This is a genomic window from Vallitalea guaymasensis (genome assembly GCF_018141425.1).
GTDB lineage: Bacteria > Bacillota > Clostridia > Lachnospirales > Vallitaleaceae > Vallitalea > Vallitalea guaymasensis.
Genome location: NZ_CP058561.1, coordinates 3,165,247 through 3,189,456, shown reverse-complemented (window position 1 = coordinate 3,189,456; position 24,210 = coordinate 3,165,247). Strand labels below are relative to the sequence as shown.

The 24,210-nt window shown below is 30.7% G+C and carries 14 protein-coding genes; 4 read left to right on the top strand and 10 right to left on the bottom strand.

Translation table 11 applies throughout. The annotated features are described in order from the left end of the window. Positions 1–105 precede the first annotated feature (105 nt). The 10 genes from HYG85_RS13805 to HYG85_RS13760 form a co-directional block, all read right to left on the bottom strand. The gene (locus HYG85_RS13805; RefSeq protein ID WP_212690156.1) at positions 106–1,488 is read right to left on the bottom strand and encodes an MATE family efflux transporter; all 1,383 of its coding nucleotides are present in this window, start codon (positions 1,486–1,488) and stop codon (positions 106–108) included. 38 nt (positions 1,489–1,526) lie between these two features. Then, positions 1,527–2,801 (bottom strand): MDR family MFS transporter, encoded by a 1,275-nt coding sequence (locus tag HYG85_RS13800; protein WP_212690155.1) that lies wholly within the window; start codon positions 2,799–2,801, stop codon positions 1,527–1,529. A 629-nt stretch (positions 2,802–3,430) separates the two neighbouring features. Next, positions 3,431–4,597, bottom strand: a complete 1,167-nt coding sequence (locus tag HYG85_RS13795; RefSeq protein WP_212690154.1) for a glycoside hydrolase family 88 protein — start codon at positions 4,595–4,597, stop codon at positions 3,431–3,433. Continuing rightward, the gene (locus tag HYG85_RS13790) at positions 4,590–5,975 is read right to left on the bottom strand and encodes a sulfatase family protein (RefSeq protein ID WP_212690153.1); all 1,386 of its coding nucleotides are present in this window, start codon (positions 5,973–5,975) and stop codon (positions 4,590–4,592) included. Before HYG85_RS13790 ends, HYG85_RS13795 begins: the two co-directional genes overlap by 8 nt. A gap of 21 nt (positions 5,976–5,996) precedes the next feature. Beyond that, complete coding sequence (locus HYG85_RS13785; protein WP_212690152.1) at positions 5,997–8,252, bottom strand: glycosyl hydrolase family 95 catalytic domain-containing protein; 2,256 nt, start codon at positions 8,250–8,252, stop codon at positions 5,997–5,999. 23 nt (positions 8,253–8,275) lie between these two features. Continuing rightward, complete coding sequence (locus tag HYG85_RS13780; RefSeq protein ID WP_113674114.1) at positions 8,276–9,898, bottom strand: extracellular solute-binding protein; 1,623 nt, start codon at positions 9,896–9,898, stop codon at positions 8,276–8,278. A gap of 116 nt (positions 9,899–10,014) precedes the next feature. Beyond that, positions 10,015–10,902 carry a carbohydrate ABC transporter permease gene (locus HYG85_RS13775; protein ID WP_244971196.1) on the bottom strand — a complete coding sequence of 296 codons (888 nt, stop codon included), beginning with the start codon at positions 10,900–10,902 and terminating at the stop codon, positions 10,015–10,017. Positions 10,903–10,917: 15 nt separating this feature from the next. Beyond that, positions 10,918–11,877, bottom strand: a complete 960-nt coding sequence (locus HYG85_RS13770; RefSeq protein ID WP_244971195.1) for an ABC transporter permease — start codon at positions 11,875–11,877, stop codon at positions 10,918–10,920. A gap of 420 nt (positions 11,878–12,297) precedes the next feature. Continuing rightward, entirely contained in the window at positions 12,298–14,490 is a 2,193-nt protein-coding gene (locus HYG85_RS13765) for an AraC family transcriptional regulator (protein WP_212690151.1), read from the bottom strand. 332 nt (positions 14,491–14,822) lie between these two features. Beyond that, on the bottom strand, positions 14,823–18,467 hold the full coding sequence (locus HYG85_RS13760) for a chondroitinase family polysaccharide lyase (protein WP_212690150.1): 3,645 nt from the start codon (positions 18,465–18,467) through the stop codon (positions 14,823–14,825). Positions 18,468–19,346: 879 nt separating this feature from the next. Between HYG85_RS13760 and HYG85_RS13755 the strand changes: the two genes are divergently transcribed. The 4 genes from HYG85_RS13755 to HYG85_RS13740 all read left to right on the top strand — a co-directional run bounded on the left by HYG85_RS13755 (position 19,347) and on the right by HYG85_RS13740 (position 24,202). Further along, positions 19,347–20,435, top strand: coding sequence for a radical SAM/SPASM domain-containing protein (locus HYG85_RS13755; protein WP_212690149.1), 1,089 nt, complete (start codon positions 19,347–19,349; stop codon positions 20,433–20,435). A gap of 321 nt (positions 20,436–20,756) precedes the next feature. Then, positions 20,757–21,848 (top strand): radical SAM/SPASM domain-containing protein, encoded by a 1,092-nt coding sequence (locus tag HYG85_RS13750; RefSeq protein WP_212690148.1) that lies wholly within the window; start codon positions 20,757–20,759, stop codon positions 21,846–21,848. 67 nt (positions 21,849–21,915) lie between these two features. After that, positions 21,916–23,022, top strand: coding sequence for a radical SAM protein (locus HYG85_RS13745; RefSeq protein WP_212690147.1), 1,107 nt, complete (start codon positions 21,916–21,918; stop codon positions 23,020–23,022). After that, on the top strand, positions 23,009–24,202 hold the full coding sequence (locus HYG85_RS13740; protein WP_212690146.1) for an MFS transporter: 1,194 nt from the start codon (positions 23,009–23,011) through the stop codon (positions 24,200–24,202). Before HYG85_RS13745 ends, HYG85_RS13740 begins: the two co-directional genes overlap by 14 nt. Positions 24,203–24,210: the final 8 nt, after the last annotated feature.

The window sequence follows — 24,210 nt, the reverse complement described above, 5'->3', positions numbered from 1 at the left end:
CGTATTAATAGAAATAGAGCCTCATTGGGCTCTATCTCTTAATTGACTTCTATATTAAATGTATTTTCAGATAGGATTTCTTTTAATTAAAATTCTAATAATATACTATGCCTCTACTTGTTCTTTCTTTTCTACAACAACCTTATTCATCCAGTTACCTTTTTTATAGAAATAATACATAAAAAAGAAACTAACTATGAAGGATAATCCAACTCCTAACCATAATCCTTTTATTCCTAATGGAGTATAGGATAGTGCATAAGAGAGTGGAACCCTGAATCCCCATAAGCAGATTAAGCTTAACCACATGGATACGGAAGCAGCACCTGCTCCTTGGAATACATTGGACATGACAATTCTACAACCTACAAAAGCATATAATAATGTTATTCCATATATATAATAACGTCCCATCCCTATTACTTCTGTATCGTCTGAGAATATATCAAAAAATACTGTAGGGAATATTGCAAAAATAGCTCCCAATATTACAAGGATGATAAATGATGCTTTCATGGCATATTGCCCACTCTTGAATGCTCTTTCCTTTTGTCCAGCACCTAGATTCTGTCCAACTATTGAACTTGCGGCTTGAGCCAGTCCCATTGTAGGCATGGCCAACAAAGATTCCAATCTATTACCAATACCATGTGTTGCTATTGCAACATCACCAAACATATTTACTCTACTTATTATAACTGTTCCACCTAAACTTATTACAGCTTGTGAAATACTGGAAGGTACTCCAATCTTAAATAATTGTTTTGTAATTTTCAAATCCACTTTTATATTGCGTAAGTTCATTCTCAAGAAAGTCTTGCCCCTTAGTACTACATAAAAAATGTATCCTGAAGCAAATACTCTAGATATTACAGTTGCATAGGCAGCTCCCGAAATACCTAGTTCAGGGAATATCCACCATCCAAATATTAGAAACGGATCCAATATCATATTTATTACACCAGAGACTATACCTGCAATCATAGGTGTTCTAGTATCTCCTACTCCACGTAATATCCCACTCATGATAAAGAATATGAACATGAATATCATACCTACCATTATTATAATGAAATAATCCTTTGCTATAGGAATAATGTTATCTGGAGTCTGTAATAAGTCAAAAAGCTGCCTGTAAAAAATTATACCTCCAGCAACAAAAACCAATGCAATAGCACCAATTACAATTAATGATGTATAGGTTACTTCGTCAACCTTCTTATATTCTCTAGCACCATAATATTGAGCTGCTAACGTTGCTGAGCCTATACCTAATCCAGCCGCTAATGAAACTAATACAAATACAACTGAAAATGTAATGGTAACAGCTGCAATGGCTTCAGTACTGTTGTCAAGTTTCCCTACCCAATATGTATCTGTCATATTATATATAACCTGTATCAGATTACCTATCATTATAGGCCATGCCAGTATCCACAGATTTTTCTTTATATCGCCTTTAGTAGCGTCTATATTTTTATTCTTCATAAGTAAATCCTTTCTATATAACCCTTATAGCTTTATTGTTATGATGCCTCTTTTTCAGAAAGTAATTCCTGAACGTTATCAATATTTTCATTGTGACGCTTTTCTGTTGTAAATAATATATAAAGCATTATAAATGCTATTATCGCAACGAATCCAGTCAATATCCAGCCTTGTGAGTTGCTGTGTGACACTAGGAACATTCCCATGAAGAATGGAGCAAAAGAACGTCCAGCAGCCTGAATCATACCTATAATGGAGTTGAATCTACCACGATGATTAACAGGTGAATGGTTAGAGATATAGACTCCTGTATTGGTTGTAGCAATTATTTCACCTGTTGTCCAGATGAATACAGCAACAAAGAATACCCATAACTCATTAATCAATCCCATCATGCCAAAACCTACTATGTATGTTAAAGTTGCAATAGCCACATTAACAACTGGTTTAATCCTTCTTGTACAGTACATTATGATTGGTGTAAATACAACAACAATCATTGTATTAATAGCCATTACATTACCAAAATATTTCGCTCCCATATCAGGGAATAATTCCTCCAGATGCAACGGCATAATAAATCCATGCTGATTATATACAAAGCCAATAACAGAAGATATAATTACAAATCCTAATAGGAATGGTCTTCTGACAAGCGCTGTAACTACAGAACCTTTTTCCTCTTTTTCTCCCTCTCTATCAGATTCGTTAATTTCTTTTATCTGAGCTTTTGTTGGTCTAGTATCTTTTATATAAAAAACTACTAATAATAAACTAAGTAAAGATGTTATACCATCACCCCAAAATATCCATCTGGTGTAATTTTCAAATAAATATCCTGCAATTGTAAATCCAAAAGCAAGTCCAACATTCATTCCTAGGTACAATAAGGAGAAACTTTGTTTTCTATTTTCAGGAGTAGTTAAATCCGCTGTCATAGCACCACTTGCTGGGCCTGAAAAACTAGATATAAAGCTTGATATAATAAGTAAATAAACAACCGTTATTGAATTACCAAGGAAACCGCAAATAATAAATATGAAAGCTGATAAAGTTCTTGAAACAAGCAAAATTGTTTTTCTATTACATTTATCAACTAGATGACCAGAAATAAGTGAACCAGGTATACCGACTAGAGAACAAATTAACATAAAAGTACCAATAACATTTTCTTGCAAACCTAATCTCTTACTCAGAAACAGAGTCAAAAAGGCATAAACAAAACCGCCTAGTGAATTAACAAATCTCTGAATAGCGAGAATGTAGATCTCTTTCGGCAAACCTGAATACTGTTTAAACGATTTTATAACCACTACATTATCCTCCTTATTAACTTTTTTTAAACATTGTTATAATATAATGGACTATAATTCGACTCTTGTCAAGGGAATTCATTTAATAATCATTATTTTGTTTTTATAAGATGTCAAGTAGGTCAGAATAAGTATTTTGTTCTGACTTGGAGTTTGCAAAATAGTATATGTATATGTTTCGCCAGCTACTTGCTCGTCCTGAGCAAAAAGCTGGGTTCGGCGTCCTGCCTCACTACTTCACATATACATATACTATTTTGCTTTAAGTGTCCATCAATATAGTTACAAAACACTTTTTCTTCTATTTTAAATAGCTACTGGCTATTGCTTTTCATAGATAAATAAAAAAACAAAACATATGGCATTATCCATTAACGCAATACTATAACGAAGTGCATTTTCAAACTGGCTCAAGAGTGGTAAATATAGAGAAAATCATATATAGTGATAATCACGACCTTTACGGCTTGTTGCATCCTTATAAACAGATAGATGCAACAAACGTAACGAGAGTGATTATCACTATATATGATTTCAATATACGACCGTTGTCTTTTTTCAACTTAATACTTTGTCGACAGTCTAAAATGAGCAGGCTCGAATATGCCTATTCATTTGTTCTATTCTTCCTACCAATATAATTTCCAATCTCTAGTTAATCTTATGAGAGCTTCCATATAATAGTAATCGCCCCATGTATTACATTCATCTACATTCCTGTTCCTACATGGATTATACGGTGATTTTCTTGCATAGACACCATGTAGTAATTGACCGTTGGATATCTTGGAATCACTAACTGCGTAATTATCAATCAAAGATTTTAGTATCTTTAGAGCTATATCTATGTAGTAATCTGATTTTTCTTCATCAAGATATTTTGACATTTCAAGCATACCGCATACAGCTATTGTAGCTGCTGAACTGTCTTTTGGTTCGTCACTTCCATCGGTGAATTTGAAATCCCAATAAGGTACTAGGTCCTTTGGTAAATTATCAATGAAAAAGTCAGTTATCTTGTAGAATTTTTCAATGTACTCTGGGTTCTTGGTATACATGTAGCTTAAAGCTGTTCCATATACACCCCAAGCTTGACCTCTTGACCATGAAGAATCATTACTATAACCTTGCCTTGTTTCTCCATATAGTGGCTTTCCTGTTCCCTGTTCAAAATAGAATGTGTGATATGTAGAACAATCATCACGCATAATAACTTTCAAGGAAGTGTCAATATGTTGTTTAGCTATTTTAGCGTATTTATCGTCACCAGTTACGTCACTTGTCCAATATAGTAATGGAAGGTTTAGAAGACAGTCGATAATTAGACGATAGTTATCATCTGCTCCAACATTTCCCCAAGCCTGAATGAATTTACCATCTTCTCTGTAACGTGAGATTAAATTGTCTGCTGCTAGTATTGCTGCTTTTTTTGCGTTTTTATTACCTGTTAATTTGTAAGCTGCTACACAGGATAGACTATATAAAAATCCCATATCATGATTGTTGGTTTCAATTTTGTTCTCTATTCTATGAAGAAAACTGTCTACCTGAATTTCTGCTGCTTTTCTATATTTTTCATCACCTGTTATTTCATATGCCATCCATATCTGTCCGGTCCAAAAACCCGATGTCCATGATATATTGTCATTAGGTTCATAGAAATTATCAGTGGTTCCGTTTATCTTGAATTTATGTGTAAAGTTTTCTAAATCTGTTTCTACTTGCGTTACAGCGTTATTCATAGCTTGTTCTATCTCTACATCATTAGGTTTTTTGTATTTGGATATATCAACCATTATTATCTAATCCTTTCATTAAGAATGGGTCTTTGATTTCTTTCAAATAACCTTTTAGATATTCATCATATTTTTTGCATCGTTCATCAGTTGAACTTAATATTACTGGATTCAGTTGATAAGGATCATTTTCATTATCATATAGATATCTTTTTTGTTTTTCATCTGGATGAGTACCGTTATCAATAACATAAGTGTGTTTTTTAGTTCTGATTCCTCTCCAACCGAAGGACTTATTATTTAATCCCCTTTTTCTATAAGGTTCAATAAGTTCAGGCATCCCTGGAATCATTGATAAAAATACAGTATCTGGTTCATCCATTTTTTTGTCTTCTATTATATCTTTGAAACTTTGTCCTTGTACTGCAGCTGGGATATCAACTTCTAATAAATCAAGCAGAGTTGGCATATGATCTATACTTGAGAATAGACAATCTGTTCTTCCTGGTTCTATGCCTTCTCCTCTAATCATGAAAGGTATATTGATTGATTCTTCGTACCATATATTTTTTCCATATATTCCTTGAGAACCCATCATATCTCCATGATCAGCTGATAATACTACTATTGTATCCTCTTCCAAGTTGTTTTCTTTTAGATAATCTAGTATCCTTTTGAAGTTTTCATCAAGTCCTGTAACTGCTGCAAAATATTCTTTGATAGTTCTTAGATATTCTTTGTCTTCTCTCATTTCTTTTGGGACATTTTCTCTAAGAGGAATATCATCGTACATCTCTACATATTTTTCAGGTACTTTATCGTAAGGAGGGTGAGGTGGATTCCATGAAACAAACATACAGAATGGCTTACTCTTATCCCTGTTTTCAAGGTAATCAAGTGCTACATCTGTCTCTACTTCTGGAGACCATTTCCCTGGTTCAATCTTCATTGGTGTATTTCTCCAATAATGAGGATTTAGATGTTTATCCATCGCTCCATATGAGAACCAATAGTCAAATCCTTGACGTCTTTCTCCTTCAGGTGTAAATGCATCCCAATTGATTGCACCTGATTCAGGATTTTTATTGAAGTTTAATTCACTTGCATCTAAATGCCATTTTCCTATATATGCTGTTTCATATCCATTTCTTTTAAGTGTTTTTCCTATGGTTTCTTCTTGTGGTTTTAACATTACTGTTTCATCTAATCCTATTTTACAATTTGTCCACATACCACAAGAGTAAGGATATTTTCCTGTCATAAGTGCAGCTCTATGAGGTGAACAAAGGGGATATGTACTAATAGCATTATCAAAAACTTTACTCTCTGTTGCGAATCTATCCATGTTAGGGGTTATTATTTTATCTTGTCCTTCAATTCCTACTGCTATCTTTCTCCATTGGTCAGCAAAAATATATAACAAATTTTTCTTAGCCATGTGAATCTCCTTCCAAAAAACTTACACTAATGTATAGACTTTGCCTTTTTCTCCTTGTATTACAACCTCTTCATCTCCATCTAAAAGTCTATTGCCATTATCAATTACTATCTTTTCTTCAAATCCCATTTCAATCTTAAGTGATGTTATTTTACCTTTTTCATAAGCAAGGTCAATTATGTGACCACCTATGGTTTTTACTCCTGTTATACTTCCTTTCTCCCACGAAGCTGGAAGTGCAGGTAACAAGAATATCTTTCCTTCGTAACATTGTATAATACATTCAAGTACTGCTCTAGTTGCACCTAGATTACCATCAATCTGAAATACGAATTCCGTATCCTCATTTCTAACTGTACATCTAGGAGGTCTAGGATGCAAATCAAGTAAGGCAGAGGATGATAGTTCTGTAAGTAGATAACTCAATTGGTGGTTAGCTGCTTCACCATCTTGTAGACGTGCGAATAAACATGCTGCCCACGCTCTACTCCAGCCAGTACCTCCACCATTTTGGTCTAATCTATATTCTAATGATTTTCTACCTGCCTCAAATTGTTCTGTTCTATTTATTGAATTGAATAAGGTTGATGGAAATACTCCATATAAATGTGAATAATGACGATGCCCTTTTTCAACTTCTATTTTATCTTCATTATCCCATTCCAACAAACGTCCATCTTTTCCAACTTTGAAATCAGGTAATCTATCTCGTATTTGTTCCCACTCAGCACATCTTTCTTGATCAATATTCAATAATTTTGAAGTATCTATTGCATAAGTAAAAGCATCATAGGCTAATTGTACGTCCATAGCTGATGATATACACATGCTTACTGGAAAATAACCAGTACCTTCAAAACGATTTTCTGGAGATTGACTTGGCATTATCTGAGCTATATCATTATCATCAACTTCTATATAATCCATATAGAAATCTACAGTTGATTTGAAGAAAGGATAGGCTTCATTCCTTAGAAAATCTTTATCTCCATTATATTGATAATGCCACCAATAATGTTGTGCCATCCATGCTGCTCCACCAATCCATGCTGCATAGTTATATGCTTCTGGTGTTGAAATTGCCCAATGGTCTCCATTAAGTGAGAGTACTGTTCCATTACAGCCATATAATAATTTTGCCGCTTCTCTTCCACTCTCAGCAAATTTGTTTACATACTCAAATAGTTGCCTTGAATACTCTGGGTATCCTAATTGTTCTGTAAACCAATAGTTCATCTGGATGTTAATGTTAAAATGATAATCACTGAACCAAGGAGGTACTATATCACAATTCCATTTACCTTGGAGATTCAATGGAAGCTTTCCACAGATTGAACCTGATACCATTAGATATATACCGAATTTTGCATATATCTCAATAAGATTAACATCTTGATTTCCACTTCTAACTTTTTCTATTCTTTCATTTATATATGAATCAGATAATTCATCTGTTTTGTTATCAGCTATACTAATATCTGTTTTGCTCATGGCTCTTAAAAATTTTTCACTGTGATTTTTTTTCAATTCCTCTATATCTATGACAGGAAAAGGATAATCATTAATCTCTTTTTCAATATCATTGAATGATACTCCTATATTAGTGAATGTTTTAATATATGTAGCATTCCTTATATGTATTTCTTTTCTACCATATTCTAAAATACCGTCTGTATCTACTTTTACAATTACTTTGAAACTACTTACTGAATCTATTTTGCAATAATATATTATATTATTTCTATCTGCTCTAATATCTTCTATGGCTCCATCTTCTTGTCTTTCATAATGAAGTGTACCACTAAACTCATTTCTGCCCATCCATGATGCAACCATAATTCCAGTTACACAATCTGCAAAAGCTTCTATTATTATATCTTTCTTTACTACTGTTGCTATTCCACTATGTATATCAAGTACTCTCTCTACATAATTCTCTTGTTCTTCATCATATGTAAATACTATTTCCCCAGCAGGCTTGAATGAATCTTCTTGGCGTGGGTAGGGGGATATTCCCCCATCACCACCAAATGCCAAGGAAGCTAAGGCTGTTCCTCTAAAGTAATCTTTTTCTTTTAGAAGTTCTCTTACTTTAGGTAAGTATTCATATGAAGTTCTGTTCTTTCTATCTCCATACTTACCAGTCCATAGACGTTCATGATTAAGGCTGATAATATCTTTATTACTATCTCCCCATAGGATACCATTAAGTCTACCATTTCCAATAAGTAATCCTTCTTTCCAATCAGTTGGAAAGTTATTATACCTAAGCTTCATTTTTATTGTCCATCCTTAATATATTATTTTCCTAAGAAAGTATCATATGCTTTTTGGTTGATTTCAATAGCTCTTTCAATTCCTCTGTTGTTTAATTCTTTAATGAATCCATCATAATCTTTTTCGAAATCTGAAGCTCCCAATAACCATTTTTGGAACATTTCATCAACATATGGTCTAACTTCTGACATTATCTTCTTATATTCCGCTTCATCTTCTGCTGAATATTTTAATCCTAATTCACCATCTAGATATGGAGGCATATCTTCTAAGAACCATTGTGGATTACTATTGTATAATTTTGCAGCTGCACTAGCTTCTGGTGTCATGAAAGCATACTCATATTCTGCATCTTGTAACATACCGATACGATATTGAATACCTAATGAACGTAAGTATCCCAAAGGTGTCTGCTCGTTATTAAGTACTGTATCAGTATAAGATTTTGTTCCATCAGCATTAACAGTGTATGTTTCACCTTCAATACCCCAGTTCATAAGAGTTGATCCTTCTTCTGTGAACATGAAGTCAAAGAATTTGATAAGAGTTACAGGGTCTTTACATTGTGAAGAAATTCCCCAGCCTACTCCTGGATATCTAGTTGTTCTTTCAATCACTTCACCATTTTGGTTTGCTGGTGGAGCAATACTTACATTGTTAAATCCTGGAATATCTTCTGCAAGACTTCTATTATAATTTCCTGTACTTGGCCAATCATGAGTCATACCACCAATATTTGCACTGTATAGGATATCTCTGGATTTTGCACCACGAGTAAATATCTCTGGGTCTATTAAACCTTCTTTATACCATTTTACAAGATTAGTAACACCTGTTTTGAAATTCTCTTCCATTGGTTCAAAAGTCATTTTTCCATCACGAGGATAGAATTCAGTACTTGTATCCCATAAGTATAAGTATTCATCTGGCATTTTCCATCCAGCTCTATCAAATAGAGGTATCTCGTCTTTTTCACCATTTCCGTTAGGGTCATCGTTTCTGAATGCTGTAAGTACAGTGTATAATTCATCTACTGTAGTTGGAACTTTTAGGTCTAATTTATCTAACCAGTCCTGACGTATCCACCAGAATTCAGCAGAAACTAAAGTTTGGTTTTTAGGGATATAGTATATATTTCCATCAAGAGCAGTTGCGCCTTGTCTGAATTTTGCATCATTATCAAGAACCTTTTGGATATTTGGTGCATGTTCTTTGATTAAATCATTAAGTGGAATTAAACCACCATCACGACCTAATTTTTCTAATTCAGCTGGATTCTTGAATCCAATAATATCTGCAAGTTTTCCTGATGAAAGCATTAAGTTGAATGCTTCTTCTTCATTGGAATTAGATTGTGAAATTACACCTTCAAGAGAAATATTTGTTCTCTCTGCAATTTCTTGCCAAACACGCCATTCAGGATTAAAAGGCATATTATTGAAGTTTAAGAATATTGAAAATGTCTGTGGCTTCTCACTAATCAAACTACCTTCTAATTCTTTTTCTTCTGGCTTGTCAGTGGTTGAATTTGTTTGTGTATCTGTATTGTTATCCTTTTCACTATCATCTTTTTTACCACAACCAATAAATAGTGTTCCCATTAAAGTTAACGTTAACAAAATTGCTAATATCTTTTTTGTTTTCATAATCCTACTCCTTTTCTTTTAGTTGATTCAAATTTATTTTTTCACAGCTAATATCTATATAAGTTTACAATATATATAATAATACCATTAGCTATGGAAAAATCGTTATGTAAAAATTAACCTTTGACTGCTCCAACTGTAGCACCCTTCTTAAAATACTTTTGTACAAAAGGATAAGCTATCATCATAGGTATTATTGCAATAATGATAATCGCATAAATAACTGTGGTTGGAGAAAATAACGAATTAGCAGTTACAATTGCGGCTTCTGTTTCATTAGCCACTTTATCTACAATAAGTTTCTTCAATAAAACTTGTAAAGGTACTTTATTATCATCCTGAAGTAAGTTCATCGCCCAGAAATAACCATTCCATCTTGTTACTGCATAGAACATACCAACTGTTGCAAGTGCAGGTTTTGATAGTGGTAAAAATATTCTAGAAAATATCTTAAGGTTATTGGCACCATCTATAAAAGCTGCTTCTTCAAGTGATTTCGGTATTTGCTCAAAGAAACTTTTCATGATTACAAGGTTATAAGTATTAATAGCAAATCCAACTATTATCGCTGTTCTGGTATCCAATAGATTGAAATCCTTGAAAGTCATATATAATGGAATCATTCCAGCATTGAACCACATAGTGAATATTGCCATCAAGGTAAAAAACTTTCTAAATATCAATCTTTCTCTTGATAGTGCATATGCCATTGTTGTAGTAAACAACATATTAACAAACACACCTGCTACTGTATAAAATATAGTATTTCCATATGCTATCCAAATACCATCTTTCATAAAGGCTTGTTTATAGCTTTCAAAATTGAAGCCTTTGAACCAAAACATTACATCTCCGTTTTCAACAAATATTGGCTTGCTCAGTGAAGCTATCAAAACATAGAATATAGGATAAAGTGCAACTATTGATATAATCACTCCTACTACTGTCATTGCACCATTGAATATCTTTTCATTTGTAGAAACTAGTTTATCTGATTTTGTCATGATTTATCTCCTTCCTTACCATAGTGATGTCTCAGAAAGACGTTTACTGATTTTATTTGCAAGAACTACTAATATCAGAGCAACAAATGCTTCAAAAAGTCCAGCTGCCGTAGCCAGTCCATAATTACCATTAGTAATACCCGTTCTATATACATAAGTTGCAATTACATCACCAGTACTATACGTTGTTGGTTTGTAAAGAAGTAAAATCGCTTCATATCCTACTTTTACCATTTTACCTATATTAAGTACAAGCATTACAACAACAATAGGTAAGATTCCTGGTATAGTTACGTGTCTAATCTGTTTCCATTTTCCAGCACCGTCAACTTTTGCCGCTTCGTATAGCTGCTGATCAATACCCATAATTGCTGCAATATAAACGATAGCACTAAAACCAGCTGTTTTCCATAGAGTCATAGTTGTATATATTCCTCTGAAATATTCAGGTTTTACCATAAAGTAGACTGGGTCAAATCCTAATTTCTGTAATATGAAATTGATAACTCCTGTACTTGGAGAAAGAAAGTTAATTGTCATACCACAAACTACAACTATTGAAATAAAATATGGTAGGAATGTAGCTGTCTGTGTTAACTTACTTACAAACTTGTTCTTCATCTCTGTAACCGCTATAGCTAATATAATAGGTATAGGGAAACAAACAACCAACTGCCAGAAAGCAATCATCAAAGTGTTCGTTACCGTCCTAGCGAAATCAGCACCTTGTATAAATTGAATAAAATTATCTAACCCTACAAATGTACTACCTGAAAAGCCTTTAAATATATTGTAATCATAAAATGCTGTTCTAAGTCCTATCATAGGTTTGTAAGCAAACATAATATACCATATCAAACCTGGCAAAAATAAAAGAAACAAATCCCAATCTCTTCTAAATCGTTTAGTAAATTTACTTTTGCCTTTGACATATCCTTTATTATGCATGGGTAATGCCTTACTTGTTTTGCTCATATTATTGTCTCCTTTTCTTTTCCTTTCTCAATTGTTTATTTTGCACAATCAAAAGTTGTTTATGAAGGAATTATACATAGTTTTGAATAAAAAATAAATCATCAATTTACAACTCATTTACTTTTTGTACAAAGAGACATTCATTTTGAGACTTTTTATATTAATAGTTTAATCATGTGCATTTTTCAACTATGTACATTTTGCTATCTTTTCACCGTTTTTCTATTACTTTTTAATGATTTTGGTAATAAAAAATAGAAAATTACACATTTTGAACATGTAAAAATCTATCAATAATTACTATATGCTATTTTACTAGATTCTGAAAAATAGACAAAAAAAATTGAGATAAAATAGATTTTATATCCATTTTTCATTAAGGATAGCAATCTATCATATCTCTTTATTATTATTTTTTACTTATAGATGCTTAATCTGCTCTGCAAAAGCCTTTGGTGTCATACCAGTATACTTGGTAAATACTCTAATGAAGGTATTAGAGCTGTTAAATCCTACTTGTTTACCTAATGTTGATACTTTGATTTTGGTATTACTGTACATTATCTCTTTTGCCTTTTCTATTCTGTAATTGTTCAGGTAATTTTTATAATTGTCCCCTACAGCCTTTTTGAATAAAATACCGCAATATTTTTCTGATACATTCATCTTTTTAGCCATATCCACTAACATGATGTCTTCCCAATAATGCTCATGTATATATGTTAGCATCTCTTCTGCGATAGAATTCTCACTATCTTTCTTATTGTTATTCACATATAGCAAGATATCTTCTAAGATTTTTCTTAATTTCGGTATGATATCTTTTCTGTTCCACTGATCAGAGAGAGTAGAAAAATCATCATTTTCCTCTAAAAATTTGTGTGAATCTGTTTTTAACTCTTGTACTATCCTGCTGATTGTACCGATTATAGCAAATATCAAATTCTTAAATGCCTTTGGTGACAATTTATCTCCTGCACTATTTTCATTAATCAAGTCATTGAATATTTCAACTGCTTTTATATCTCCATTAAGTACACTATGGATAAGTTTATTCTCTATAACCAGAGGATAATAATAGGAATTGCGGTCCAAATCTTCTTTGATCTGTTTCATTGTCAATATTGTTCTTTGATTATATAGGAACTTATATTCTAATATCTTTTTGCTTTCCTCAAAACATTCTTTAATCTTTTTAGTGCCATATGCTACATTACTAATAGCTACTCTGATATCATAGTCATAATCTATTTCAACATTCTCCAGAAGTGTATGAATCATAGTAATAGCTTCTTTTACTTTGTCGCATTGAATTATAATGGCACATGTATAGTAATTAATATTTGCATATCTAAGCTTATTGATATCTTGTGTATACGCAAGAATTTCATTTTTATATAAGAAAATATTATCGTCCACATCTTCGTAAGGATTATTCAAAAATTCCAATACAGCCACACAATAATTGTCATCCCCTATTAGATGGTCCTTGTATATAGACTTATTAATGTTGATACCAAATAACAAATCCCTGTTCAATCTCTGTACTATAAGATTATTTCTCTCGCTAATAGCCAATTTTAGCTGTTGGTTAAGTGTTTTTATCATATTGGAATTCTGTTTCAGTATCTTGAACTCGTCCACATCCTTCTGATAATTATCATCAGAGAAGAAGTCATCCAGTACTTCTTTTATTGGACGATACAATTTGTTGGTAATGATTCTTGATAGAAATATTGATAAAAACGTAAGCAGTATAAATGGAATCAGAAAATATACGAAAATCATTGCTGTATCAATATTCTTATCTTTATATGAGTACAATAGTATCCAATCTATATTATAAAATGATTGTTTAAAAACATTATAATCCTTGTAGATAAATTTGTTGGAAGCTAAATCACTGTTTTGAAAAGCTTCAAAAATCTCATTCGCCGGTACATTTGCATCTTCTTTCATTGCAAATATGCCATTATTATTACATAAATACCAATCTTGTTCTAGATTTTCCTCAACAAAAGAATCGTAATTTATTGTTGTAAAATATAAAACATCTCTTTTTCTATATGCTTTCTTTGTAATATAGCATATCTGTGAAGAACCATCTCTGTTATTGATAGTAAAAGCCATATAACTGGATTTATTTTCAAAATGATCATAAATTCCCTCTATTTTTTCTGTAGTCAAACCAAGATTCTTTTTAAAATAATAGTCTTTTGCTTCACTGGAAACTGGAGTAATAACTAATGAATCTTCATCTAAGAAGGTTGCTGAGATTTGAAAATTAACATTATTTACCTTGGAGGATGATTTCCTGATTTTTTGTTGGACCTTTAATAGTCCCAAGTAAAACATCTCATTGTTATCGCTTTCTGACCAGTTCTTGGCTTCGTCACTCTCCATTACCAAATCTAATGCACTATTGATGACTTCTAGCTTTATCTGACTATTGTTAAGTGTTGTCTTGATAGTGTTGATAATGGTGGTTTCATATTCTTTTGACCTCTGGTCCATAACTATTTTCATAAAAATACTCATAAAGCTAACAATGATTAATGTAAACACAAGTAAAAATACTGTATTCAATTTCTTCTTGTATTTGCCACGTACCATAATCTATCCCACATCCTTTAATCTATATGTCACATTTTCATTTATTCAGGTTATTTAAAAAATGATGGAGCTTTTATAGTAAAAATAAAGTGACTAGGTTACGAAAAGATTTTAACATAAATTGAAAATAGAACTTTTTATTATAAATAAGAAAAGCCTGTAATTAGTATTTATCTATTATTTATAAATGGTATCCTAATGCAAATATAATAATAACATTAATGCACAAAAAAAACAAGAAAGGAGTTATAATTGTTCATTATAAGCTCCAACTTGTTAGTAAAATTTCGTTATTTTTATAGGTTTTTCATAGTTTATGAAGTAATGTTTTTTTATTTTTTACTAAGTTCTATTTCAATAGGTTTTGCATCTTGACATATGAACTCAAACTGAGTTTTGGCTGAATCTCTACTTATTATTTTACAGTTTTCATTGACAGTCTTTAGATTCCATTCACCTGCAATTGTTAATTTTACAGTTGATGGTTTACTTTCATTTTTGCACCACTCTCTTGAATAGATACTTACTTCTTTTCTATTACCATCCTCATCATATTGAGACTCATCTATTCCTTCATATAAATGCAGGTCAGGATCAACCATACTAAGAACCAGGTCATCTCCAGTTTCTTTTGTCATAATCATTGTTGGAGTATCCACTCCTTTGACAATACCTTTGTCTATATTATCATTTGCTTCAAAGATTGCGTAACCAGTTGTATTAGTTAATCTATCTTTTACTATATGAGCATTTTTATCTTTTTGTAATACTTTATATAAAGCGGTGTCAGTATTACCCATTTGTTCAACGAACTTTTCTATGCTTTCCACATCTGTTTTTACAAGAATTGCATATTCATAGTCTTGGTTCTTAGGTGCTTTTCCATGATCTATAACAGCAGTTGCAAAATCTCCTTTTGTATCTTTTCCATTCTTATGATTCTTGGAGTCTTGAGTGGAACGGGTTATTTCAATATCATACCCTTCTGGAATAAAATATCCATTACTGTTATTGTCCATCACCCAAAAATCTTTATCTGTTTGTATATTTTGTTCATAAGGGAATTCCTTGACACTATCTTTACTGTTAACCCATATAGGCATATCTTTGTTTGCTAAGTAATTCTGGAACATTATTGTTTGTGTTTTATATTTTTCATTATCATTTTCTATATCTGAACCTAATAATATTATTCTGTCATCAAAGAAAAAGACTGATTTCCTCGCTCTATGAGACTCATCATACTTAGGATGTTCATGAAGTTTCATGGAGAACATACCGTTTTCCCCTTCTATATTAAGTGCTCCTGAATATGATTCATCAGAGATAAGCATTTCCTCAAATCCTGAAAATTCATCAAGATTACGGACATCTGATTTCAGTTCATCTATTGGTAATTGAATTGTAGTTGTTCCAGGCCAACGGTTCCAGTTATATCCATTAGGGTTATAACCACTATCTTTATTGTTTATTGGGTCACCTTGACTCATAATCTGAACTTGTCCATAAGCAATATATCGTCCATATAGATTGGAATTAGTGTATGTTTCATTACCCCATAGATATTTGCTATGACCTCTAACCCCTGCTAACCAGTCATCTCTTCTATGTAGTCCAAGATTAGAATAGTTCATAGTCCAGTTTCCATTTGGACTATCCTCTGGAGTATATCCCATATCAAGGAGCATTTTTGCTGTTTTACTTGGTTTTTTAAGGTTAGTTAAACGTAAGTATGCAGCAGCAGCCTCTGGGTCTACTTCTTCTTCGCCGTCTGGTGTACCTGCTAAAGCTAAGAATCCAAAAGGTTTATCTGTTATTTTAGACGTTCCATCAACTCCACGTCCTGAAAGACTGACTAACCATTGATATTTATTAGTGTATAGTCTTGTCACCATTATCACTTTTTTAAGGAGCTCATGAGCTTGTTCTTCTAATCTGTACTTAGTTCCACTCATGTAATATACAACTGGAGTCAAGCCATTAAAGGCAGGATTAGCATATCCTGGATATCCATTTCTATGATGGAAACCTGACCCATCTTCCTTGAATCCACCACTAAGACCAGGCGTAGTTTTCATACATCTATTCATCCAATCAGAGAAACCATCAAAATCTCGTACTTTATCAGGAGTATCCTCCTTTATTAATATACTTATTAACATACCTTGTATAGTTGTATTCAATATGTCTACATTCCCTGGTTCTTTATCCTCGTAATCATAGATTCTTCCCATTCCAGTAAACCAGTATATGGATTTTTGTACTCTATCTAGTAGTCCTGCTTCTTTTAACTGTTCTCTCATAAGAAAAACAGAATTATAGAATCCTCTCACATTGTAGCCGATGTGGTGTACTGTACCTAGTATGCTTCCTGCTTCCCATCCTTGATCAAGCATATGTTCTGTCATATCAATGAAGATTTGATTCAGCTCTTTTTTATATTCAGCATTGTCAGTGGAATGATACATATTGGCAATGTTATACATTATATCTGTATATTGTTTTCTTACATTGGTATGTCTTAAGTCAATATATACTGCATCCATAATCTCTTGTGGATAGATTTGTTTTACAAATGGTAGGTCTACTGAATTACCAGTTATTGTACCTTCATTTCTTACTATGTTATAAGTATTGAATTGCTTTCTAATAGCATCCATAGCTTTTTCATCAACATTTTTATTGATGAACAGATTATCATATAATCTTTGTGATATCAGGTTAAAATCTTCAATATCTTCAGTAGTAACTTTTTCTGGGAGCTTGTCTTTACTCTTTAAATCATAAAATTTGTATAGAGACACCCAGTGTTTATTAGCCATATTATCAGCTTCCACATTCACAAAAGGTACTTGGAAATCTCTATTTTGATGTCTTGAATCTACAGGATTAGCTAAAACGATTTGGTCAAAGTATAGTGTTCCTGCTTCTACATTAGACGGAGCTTTAATTCTCATTGTATCCATGTCTTCACGTGGTTCACCCTGCATATCTCTCTCATAAGATACCCATGCAGTACGCCATCCAGTAAAATCAAGACCGAATGTGAAGTAACAGTCAACCTTATCTCCTCTTCCAAATTCTACTATTAACTTATCATGGACCGGCTTTTCATTGTATACCCAAAAAGCAAATGTATCTAATTTATTGGAACCAGAATTCTCATCAAACAATTCAAAACCTATAGGTGTTGAGAACACTAAACTAGATTCTTTGGAGTAATTCCATTGCAGGGATCTATAACCACCCTTAAAATGTTTTTCACTTAGTGAAATCTCTGATTCATTATCTGATTCAATATCATCTGGTATTCCTGATTCAAATGTGTATAACTTAGTATCTATTTCTTCAGCTTTTCTTTCTAAAACATTAGTAATAATAGAAGTACCACTGGCATTTCTTAGATTCAATGATTTGTACATCATTCCAGCAAGATCATCTCTGGTTAATGGTTTATCGAATTCAGCAATCTGTTCTGTTGTCCAACCATTTTTTTCACCTAATAATTCCAACGCTTTTATATCTTCATTATTCTCATACCCTAATAGCTTTAACAGCATCATTGCAAAGCTTTCACCATCTATATTTTTCTTAGGGTCAATCTCATTTCCAACTATAATTTCTTTTTTGATAGCATATGCAACATATTCCTTTGCCCACTGTGACACAAGATTACCATCTGTGTATCTACCTAGTAGCCCAACTATATCATCCTCTGTCAAATCCTCTACTTTTTGCTCATTGTTACTTAATCTTAATGCTAATATTATTGCCTCTTCTTTCGTCACAGGTGATTCTAAATCCAACTTCTGATTTACTTCAGAGCTGCCTTTTACCAACCCAAAATCATATAGTTTTTTTGCCTCTGTCTCGTATTTAGGACTATTCTGTGAATTCGTTGCATGAATTGGGTTAATGGGCATTATACACATACTTAATATCAGCAATAATAGTACCCCTTTTTTCAGTATTCTCATTCTTTAATACCTCCTATGATTAGTTTGCATATCTGAAACAATTGGTTAGAAATATTGTTGCAGAATACATATTTTAAGACAATCACTATGAACAATAATCATTACAAGTAAAATAATCATCATTTTACAGTGATTATCTAAAAACCCTCCTATGTTTTGTTTATTTGGATTAATATTTGCTCCTATACGCATGGATTATACATAACTTTTAACAATAAATAAATCATCAATTTACAACCTATATACTTTTATTACAAAAAATTAATTATAATCACCCTTTTTATATACACTTTTAAAAATGTGCATTTCTCAACTATCTACTATTTCTTATATTTTGATTGATTTTTCATTACTTTTCAGTGATTTTATTACCTTTATATAGAAAATTATCCATTTTTTATATAAATATTATTAACTAATCAATTAAAATAAATTGTATTATTCTACATTATACAAAGATAGATTGTATAAAATTAATCATTCATTAATATTTATATTATAACAATTTTTTTATTTCATTTCACAATATATATTTTTTTGTCAAATAAACTTGACATTTGTGTTTAATTATGTAAAAATATAAAATATATTAATTATTATAATTATAACAAATTTAATATACTTATTAAGCATATTAAATATATATAAGTTTATAAATAAAGCTTTCACATAATTACTTATTAATTAATTAACATCTATTTTCAAATATTAATTATATATCTTAAGTTAAGCCGTTTGAATAATTTACTAATTTCATTAATTATAGTAATATTTAAAATATCTTTATATTATAATAATACAATTCACCAAAAGATTAATACAATATTTCGCCATATAATGTTTGACCCAAATGAATAAAAAATAAATTGGAGGATAAAAATGAAAAATAACGAAAATATTTGCAAATTTATTGAAGTTGAGACTGATAACGCCATATATAATTTTGGATTTTCTGATATACAATTTGAAATAACAGGAAAATGTAATATGTTTTGCGAACATTGCAGAGGAGCGTTTGAAAAAAGAGTTGATTTACCCGTAGAACAAATTTACAAGGTAATTAAATTTGCAAAAATTTATAGTTCAGATTTAAAAGAAGTTATGCTTTCGGGCGGAGAACCTTTTATGCATAAAAATTTTAGAGAAGTTCTTAAATGCGTAAGTGATTTAAAAATACCAAATCTTACTTTAACTACAAATGGATCATTTTTAAATAGTAACATTATTGATTATATTAAATCTTTAAATTTTGAAAGAGTAATATTCTCAATAAGTTTAGACTCGTTAGATGCAAAAAAGCACAATGCATTTAGACATCACAATAAAGCTTATGAATATGCAATATCTGCTTTAAAGAAATTAGCTGAGTATAAAGAACCATCTTTTTTTGTTTCAATAAGGTCTACAATTTTGCCAGGCAACATAAATGAAATGGAAGATATGGTGAAGTTTGGAATTGAATTAGGTGTTGATAGAGTAAGTTTTTCATCAGTATTACCATCTGGTAAAGCTTTAGAAAAACCCGAATTGTGGATGGATGTAAAAAAATTAAAGGAATTCAGCACTAATTTACATAGATTGAACAATAAATATTGTAATGTAATAGATGTTTCAAGTAATGAAGTACTAAAATGGATATCTAATGGTGATCATTACAATAAAGAAGAAGGGGTTGTTACCATTGAGGGTTGCGCAGCGGGAACATTATCTTTTAATATAAATTCAAATGGTGATATGACTCCTTGCGCCCTATTAGGGTTACCAATGTTTAATATCTTGAATAAAACAATAGAAGAAATCGAAAAAGCATTTATTCATAATTCTATTGTTCATAATTTATTAGACAGAAATTTAAAAGGGAGTTGTGGAAGTTGCAATGAAAAGAATAGATGTGGTGGATGTAGAGCAAGAGCCCATTATGTAAATGGAGATTATTTAGCAGAAGATCCAAATTGTTGGAAAAATTAAATATATATAATCCAACCAAACAATTATTCAAATCAATAAAAAATATGTTGAAAAAAATATTATAATGTGATAATGTTATTATGTAGATCTAATTAATTAAATAAAGTATTAAATTTAATACATATTTAAATGGAGGTGAAATTGTGAAAAAAAGAGAAATCAAACAAAATTCAAAAAGCAATAATACTGAGAAGCCTAGAATCAGAATAAAAGCCGGACAAGATTATTGCGATAGATGTTCATAAAATTATCTCATAGGAATACACTTTTGTATATTCCTATGAGATTTTTAATAATAACTATAGAAAGTTGGTTGATAAAATGAATCGTGAAAATAGTTATAAATTTATCGAAGTAGAAACGGATAAAGCAATTTATAATTTTGAATTTTCTTCTATACATATTGAAATAACTGGGAATTGTAATATGTCATGTGAACACTGTAGAGGTGCATTTGATGATAAAATCGATCTACCATTAGATCAAATTATTAAAATTGTCAAATTTACAAGGAAGTATAGTCCAGCATTTAAAGAAATTACTCTTTCTGGCGGAGAAACTTTTATGCACAAACAGTTCAAAAAAGTTCTAAAATCAGTTAGAGAATTAAATGTTACTCATATAACTTTGATGTCAAATGGAACGTTTATTGACAATGATATTATTGATTATATTAAGACTTTAAAATTTGAAAGAGTTACATTTTCAATTAGCCTCGATACATTAAGTCCAACAAAACATAATAGTTTTAGACATAATGATAAAGCGTATGAATATGCAATATCTGCTTTGAAAAGATTAACAGAAGTTAAAGAATCTTCATTTCAAGTAGCAATACGATCAACAATATTACCAGATAATATAGAAGAAATGGAAGATATGACTATTTTTGCAATATCTTTAGGTGCAAACAGAGTTAGTTTCTCTTCAGTATTTCCATCTGGTATAGCCTCAGAAAAGCCTGAGTTATGGATGGATGCCAAAACACTAAGAAAATTTAGCGATAATCTAAATGAGCTTTATCATAAATATGGTAATAGGATTGATGTCTCAAGCATTGAACCTTTGAAATGGTTATCAAGAAAGCGTTACAGAAAAAAAGAAGATGGTGTTATAGAAATTGATACTTGTCCAGCTGGTACTATATCTTTTAATATAAATTCAAATGGAGATATGACTCCTTGTGCATTACTAAATTTACCAATGTTTAATATATTAGATAAAACTGAAGAAGAGATTGAAAAGGCATTTATAAACAATTCTATTGTTCATAACTTATTAGATAGAAATCTAAAAGGCAATTGTGGCGATTGTAGTGAAAAGGATAGATGTGCAGGATGCAGGGCAAGAGCATATTATGTAAATGGTGATTACTTAGGAGAAGACCCTAATTGTTGGAAACATTTACTATAGAATATATTACTAATAATTGCATTCGATATTTTTATAACGTTATATATTTTATCTAAGGAGGAATGTTTTGAATAAATATTATTTAAAGTGGCCAATGACCGCTAAATGTTTAATGAATTGCAAATTCTGTTACAATAAAAAATCTAGGAAAAATTGGTCTCAAGAAATTAATAAAGAAGATTTAAAAAAATTTATTAGCATAATAAATAATAATGAATATATAAATGGTATAACACTAAGTGGAGGCGAACCAACTATATCAAATAATTTTTTTGATTTTTGTGATAATATAAATAAACCATTTGGTTTTATTTCCACTGGAGATAATTTGTTTGATAAGAAATTTATAAATGTATTAGAAAATAAAAATCTACAATTTATTACTATAAGTATTGATTGTTTAAATCCAATAATTGTAAAAGAGATTAGAGGAAAAGATGTTCTTAATAATCAATTAAAAACAATCAAATATCTAATTTATTTAAGAAAAAATAATCCTAAATGTAACTTTCAAATTTATATTAATACAGTATTAACAAAAATGAATGTAAATGAAATTGAAAAATTAGTTGATGAATTAGCTAATAATGAAATAGATCGTTTACAAATATTTAGATATTTTATGTCAGGTAGAAAGGATATTGATAGTGAATTAAAGTTAAGCTTTGAGAGAGAGATTGAGATTACAGATATTTTAATAAATTTATACAATAAAAACAGAGTAAAATGGGATGATAAAGGATTTAATTTGATACTTAGACATTTACCTCCCATTGGTGGACTTTACTATGAAAAAAAACACAATAAAACATTACCTTTTAAATCTAGGGAATGTGGCATCAAAAGAAACACAATATATCTTAATAGTGATACAACACTCAATTTGTGTAAAATTTATCACAAAGATATATTCAATGAAATTAAACATTTAAAATTCGCTGAAATAGACTTTGAAATACTAAAGGTTAAACTATTAGATATTGTTGCTAACGAGGTTAATTCTTTTAAATACTACAATAACTATTTTCCATGCAGTGAATGTGAATTATTAAATACTAGATGCAATCCTTGCACTTCTATTGGTAGAGATGGGAAAACTAATGTTGAATATGAAGAATGTATAAGTTACTTTAAATTATTAAAAAGTGGCAGGTGTAAAAGTGAGAAAATTTGATAGTATTATTATAAGATGGATTATTGCAACGTCTTTATCAGGATTAGGTGACTCATTTACAAAAATAGCAATGTCAATTATGACATATAATATTACTTCATCAGGTAAATATGCTGCAATAGTTTTTTTAGCTGGTGTTATTCCATCTGTTATATTTGGACCTTTTATTGGAGTAAGAGTGGATAATAGTAATAAGAGAGATATTTTAATAAAGTCTAATTTGGTTAGCATTATTATTCTTTTATTTCTTATAATTATTCCTGGGAATGCATGGTTATATTTTATTGGAAATTTTATTTTAGCTACTATAAGTTTATTTTTCAGAACGAGCTCAATAGTTATTTTGCCAGAATTGGTTAATAATAAGGACAATTTAATAAAAATAAACAGTATCTATTCACTAACTAATAAATTAGGAAGAGCTATAGGTATGGTAATAGCCGGATTTGTAAGCGAAATAATTTTGTTTAGATATTTGTTCGTTTTTGATTTACTAACTTTTTTAATTTGTATATTTATAATTATATCCATACATGAATTAAAATATATTTATGATAGTTCTAAATCAGTTAATGCCAAAGAAAGTTATATTACAAAATTACAATGTGGTATAAAAATATATAAAGATAATCGAATTCTAGCAACAAGTTTATTTTTTTTCGGATTAGTTACAATGTGTGATGGGGTTATTTTTCCACAGCTCGTGGTGTATGTAAAAGAATATTTAAATAACGGTGGTCAATTATTAGGACAAATACAATCTATTTTTTTAATAGGTACTATAGTCGGTCAGGCAATAATATATTATACACCAACAAAAATCAACGAAAAGAAAGGTTTAAAAATCGGAGTTTTATTTAGTATTATATTTGTAATATTATTAGGAGTAATAAATTCTGTATTTTTAACGTTTGTTTTATTATTTTTATACGGAGCTTTTGGAGCACTAATAATGATTTCTTGGATAACTTTATCCCAGAAAGAAATTGATATAGAGACAAGGGGCAGAGGAACTGCTTTTGCTGATGCTATTGTAAAAATCTTTAATTTAATAGGAATTGGATTTTCAATTATTATTTATGATTATATTACTATAGCTCAACAGTTTACTATTATTGGAAGTATATCATTAATTTTATTTTGTATACTTTTATCTTTATATAAAAAGTTTAGGCTTTAATACAAACT

What these genes read in the sequence shown, in the direction of transcription:
- HYG85_RS13805 (WP_212690156.1), bottom strand. Translation starts at nt 1,488, where the DNA reads ATGAAGAATAAAAATATAGACGCTACTAAAGGCGATATAAAGAAAAAT.
- HYG85_RS13795 (WP_212690154.1), bottom strand. Translation starts at nt 4,597, where the DNA reads ATGGTTGATATATCCAAATACAAAAAACCTAATGATGTAGAGATAGAA.
- HYG85_RS13790 (WP_212690153.1), bottom strand. Translation starts at nt 5,975, where the DNA reads ATGGCTAAGAAAAATTTGTTATATATTTTTGCTGACCAATGGAGAAAG.
- HYG85_RS13785 (WP_212690152.1), bottom strand. Translation starts at nt 8,252, where the DNA reads ATGAAGCTTAGGTATAATAACTTTCCAACTGATTGGAAAGAAGGATTA.
- HYG85_RS13780 (WP_113674114.1), bottom strand. Translation starts at nt 9,898, where the DNA reads ATGAAAACAAAAAAGATATTAGCAATTTTGTTAACGTTAACTTTAATG.
- HYG85_RS13775 (WP_244971196.1), bottom strand. Translation starts at nt 10,902, where the DNA reads ATGACAAAATCAGATAAACTAGTTTCTACAAATGAAAAGATATTCAAT.
- HYG85_RS13770 (WP_244971195.1), bottom strand. Translation starts at nt 11,877, where the DNA reads ATGAGCAAAACAAGTAAGGCATTACCCATGCATAATAAAGGATATGTC.
- HYG85_RS13765 (WP_212690151.1), bottom strand. Translation starts at nt 14,490, where the DNA reads ATGGTACGTGGCAAATACAAGAAGAAATTGAATACAGTATTTTTACTT.
- HYG85_RS13760 (WP_212690150.1), bottom strand. Translation starts at nt 18,467, where the DNA reads ATGAGAATACTGAAAAAAGGGGTACTATTATTGCTGATATTAAGTATG.
- HYG85_RS13755 (WP_212690149.1), top strand. Translation starts at nt 19,347, where the DNA reads ATGAAAAATAACGAAAATATTTGCAAATTTATTGAAGTTGAGACTGAT.
- HYG85_RS13750 (WP_212690148.1), top strand. Translation starts at nt 20,757, where the DNA reads ATGAATCGTGAAAATAGTTATAAATTTATCGAAGTAGAAACGGATAAA.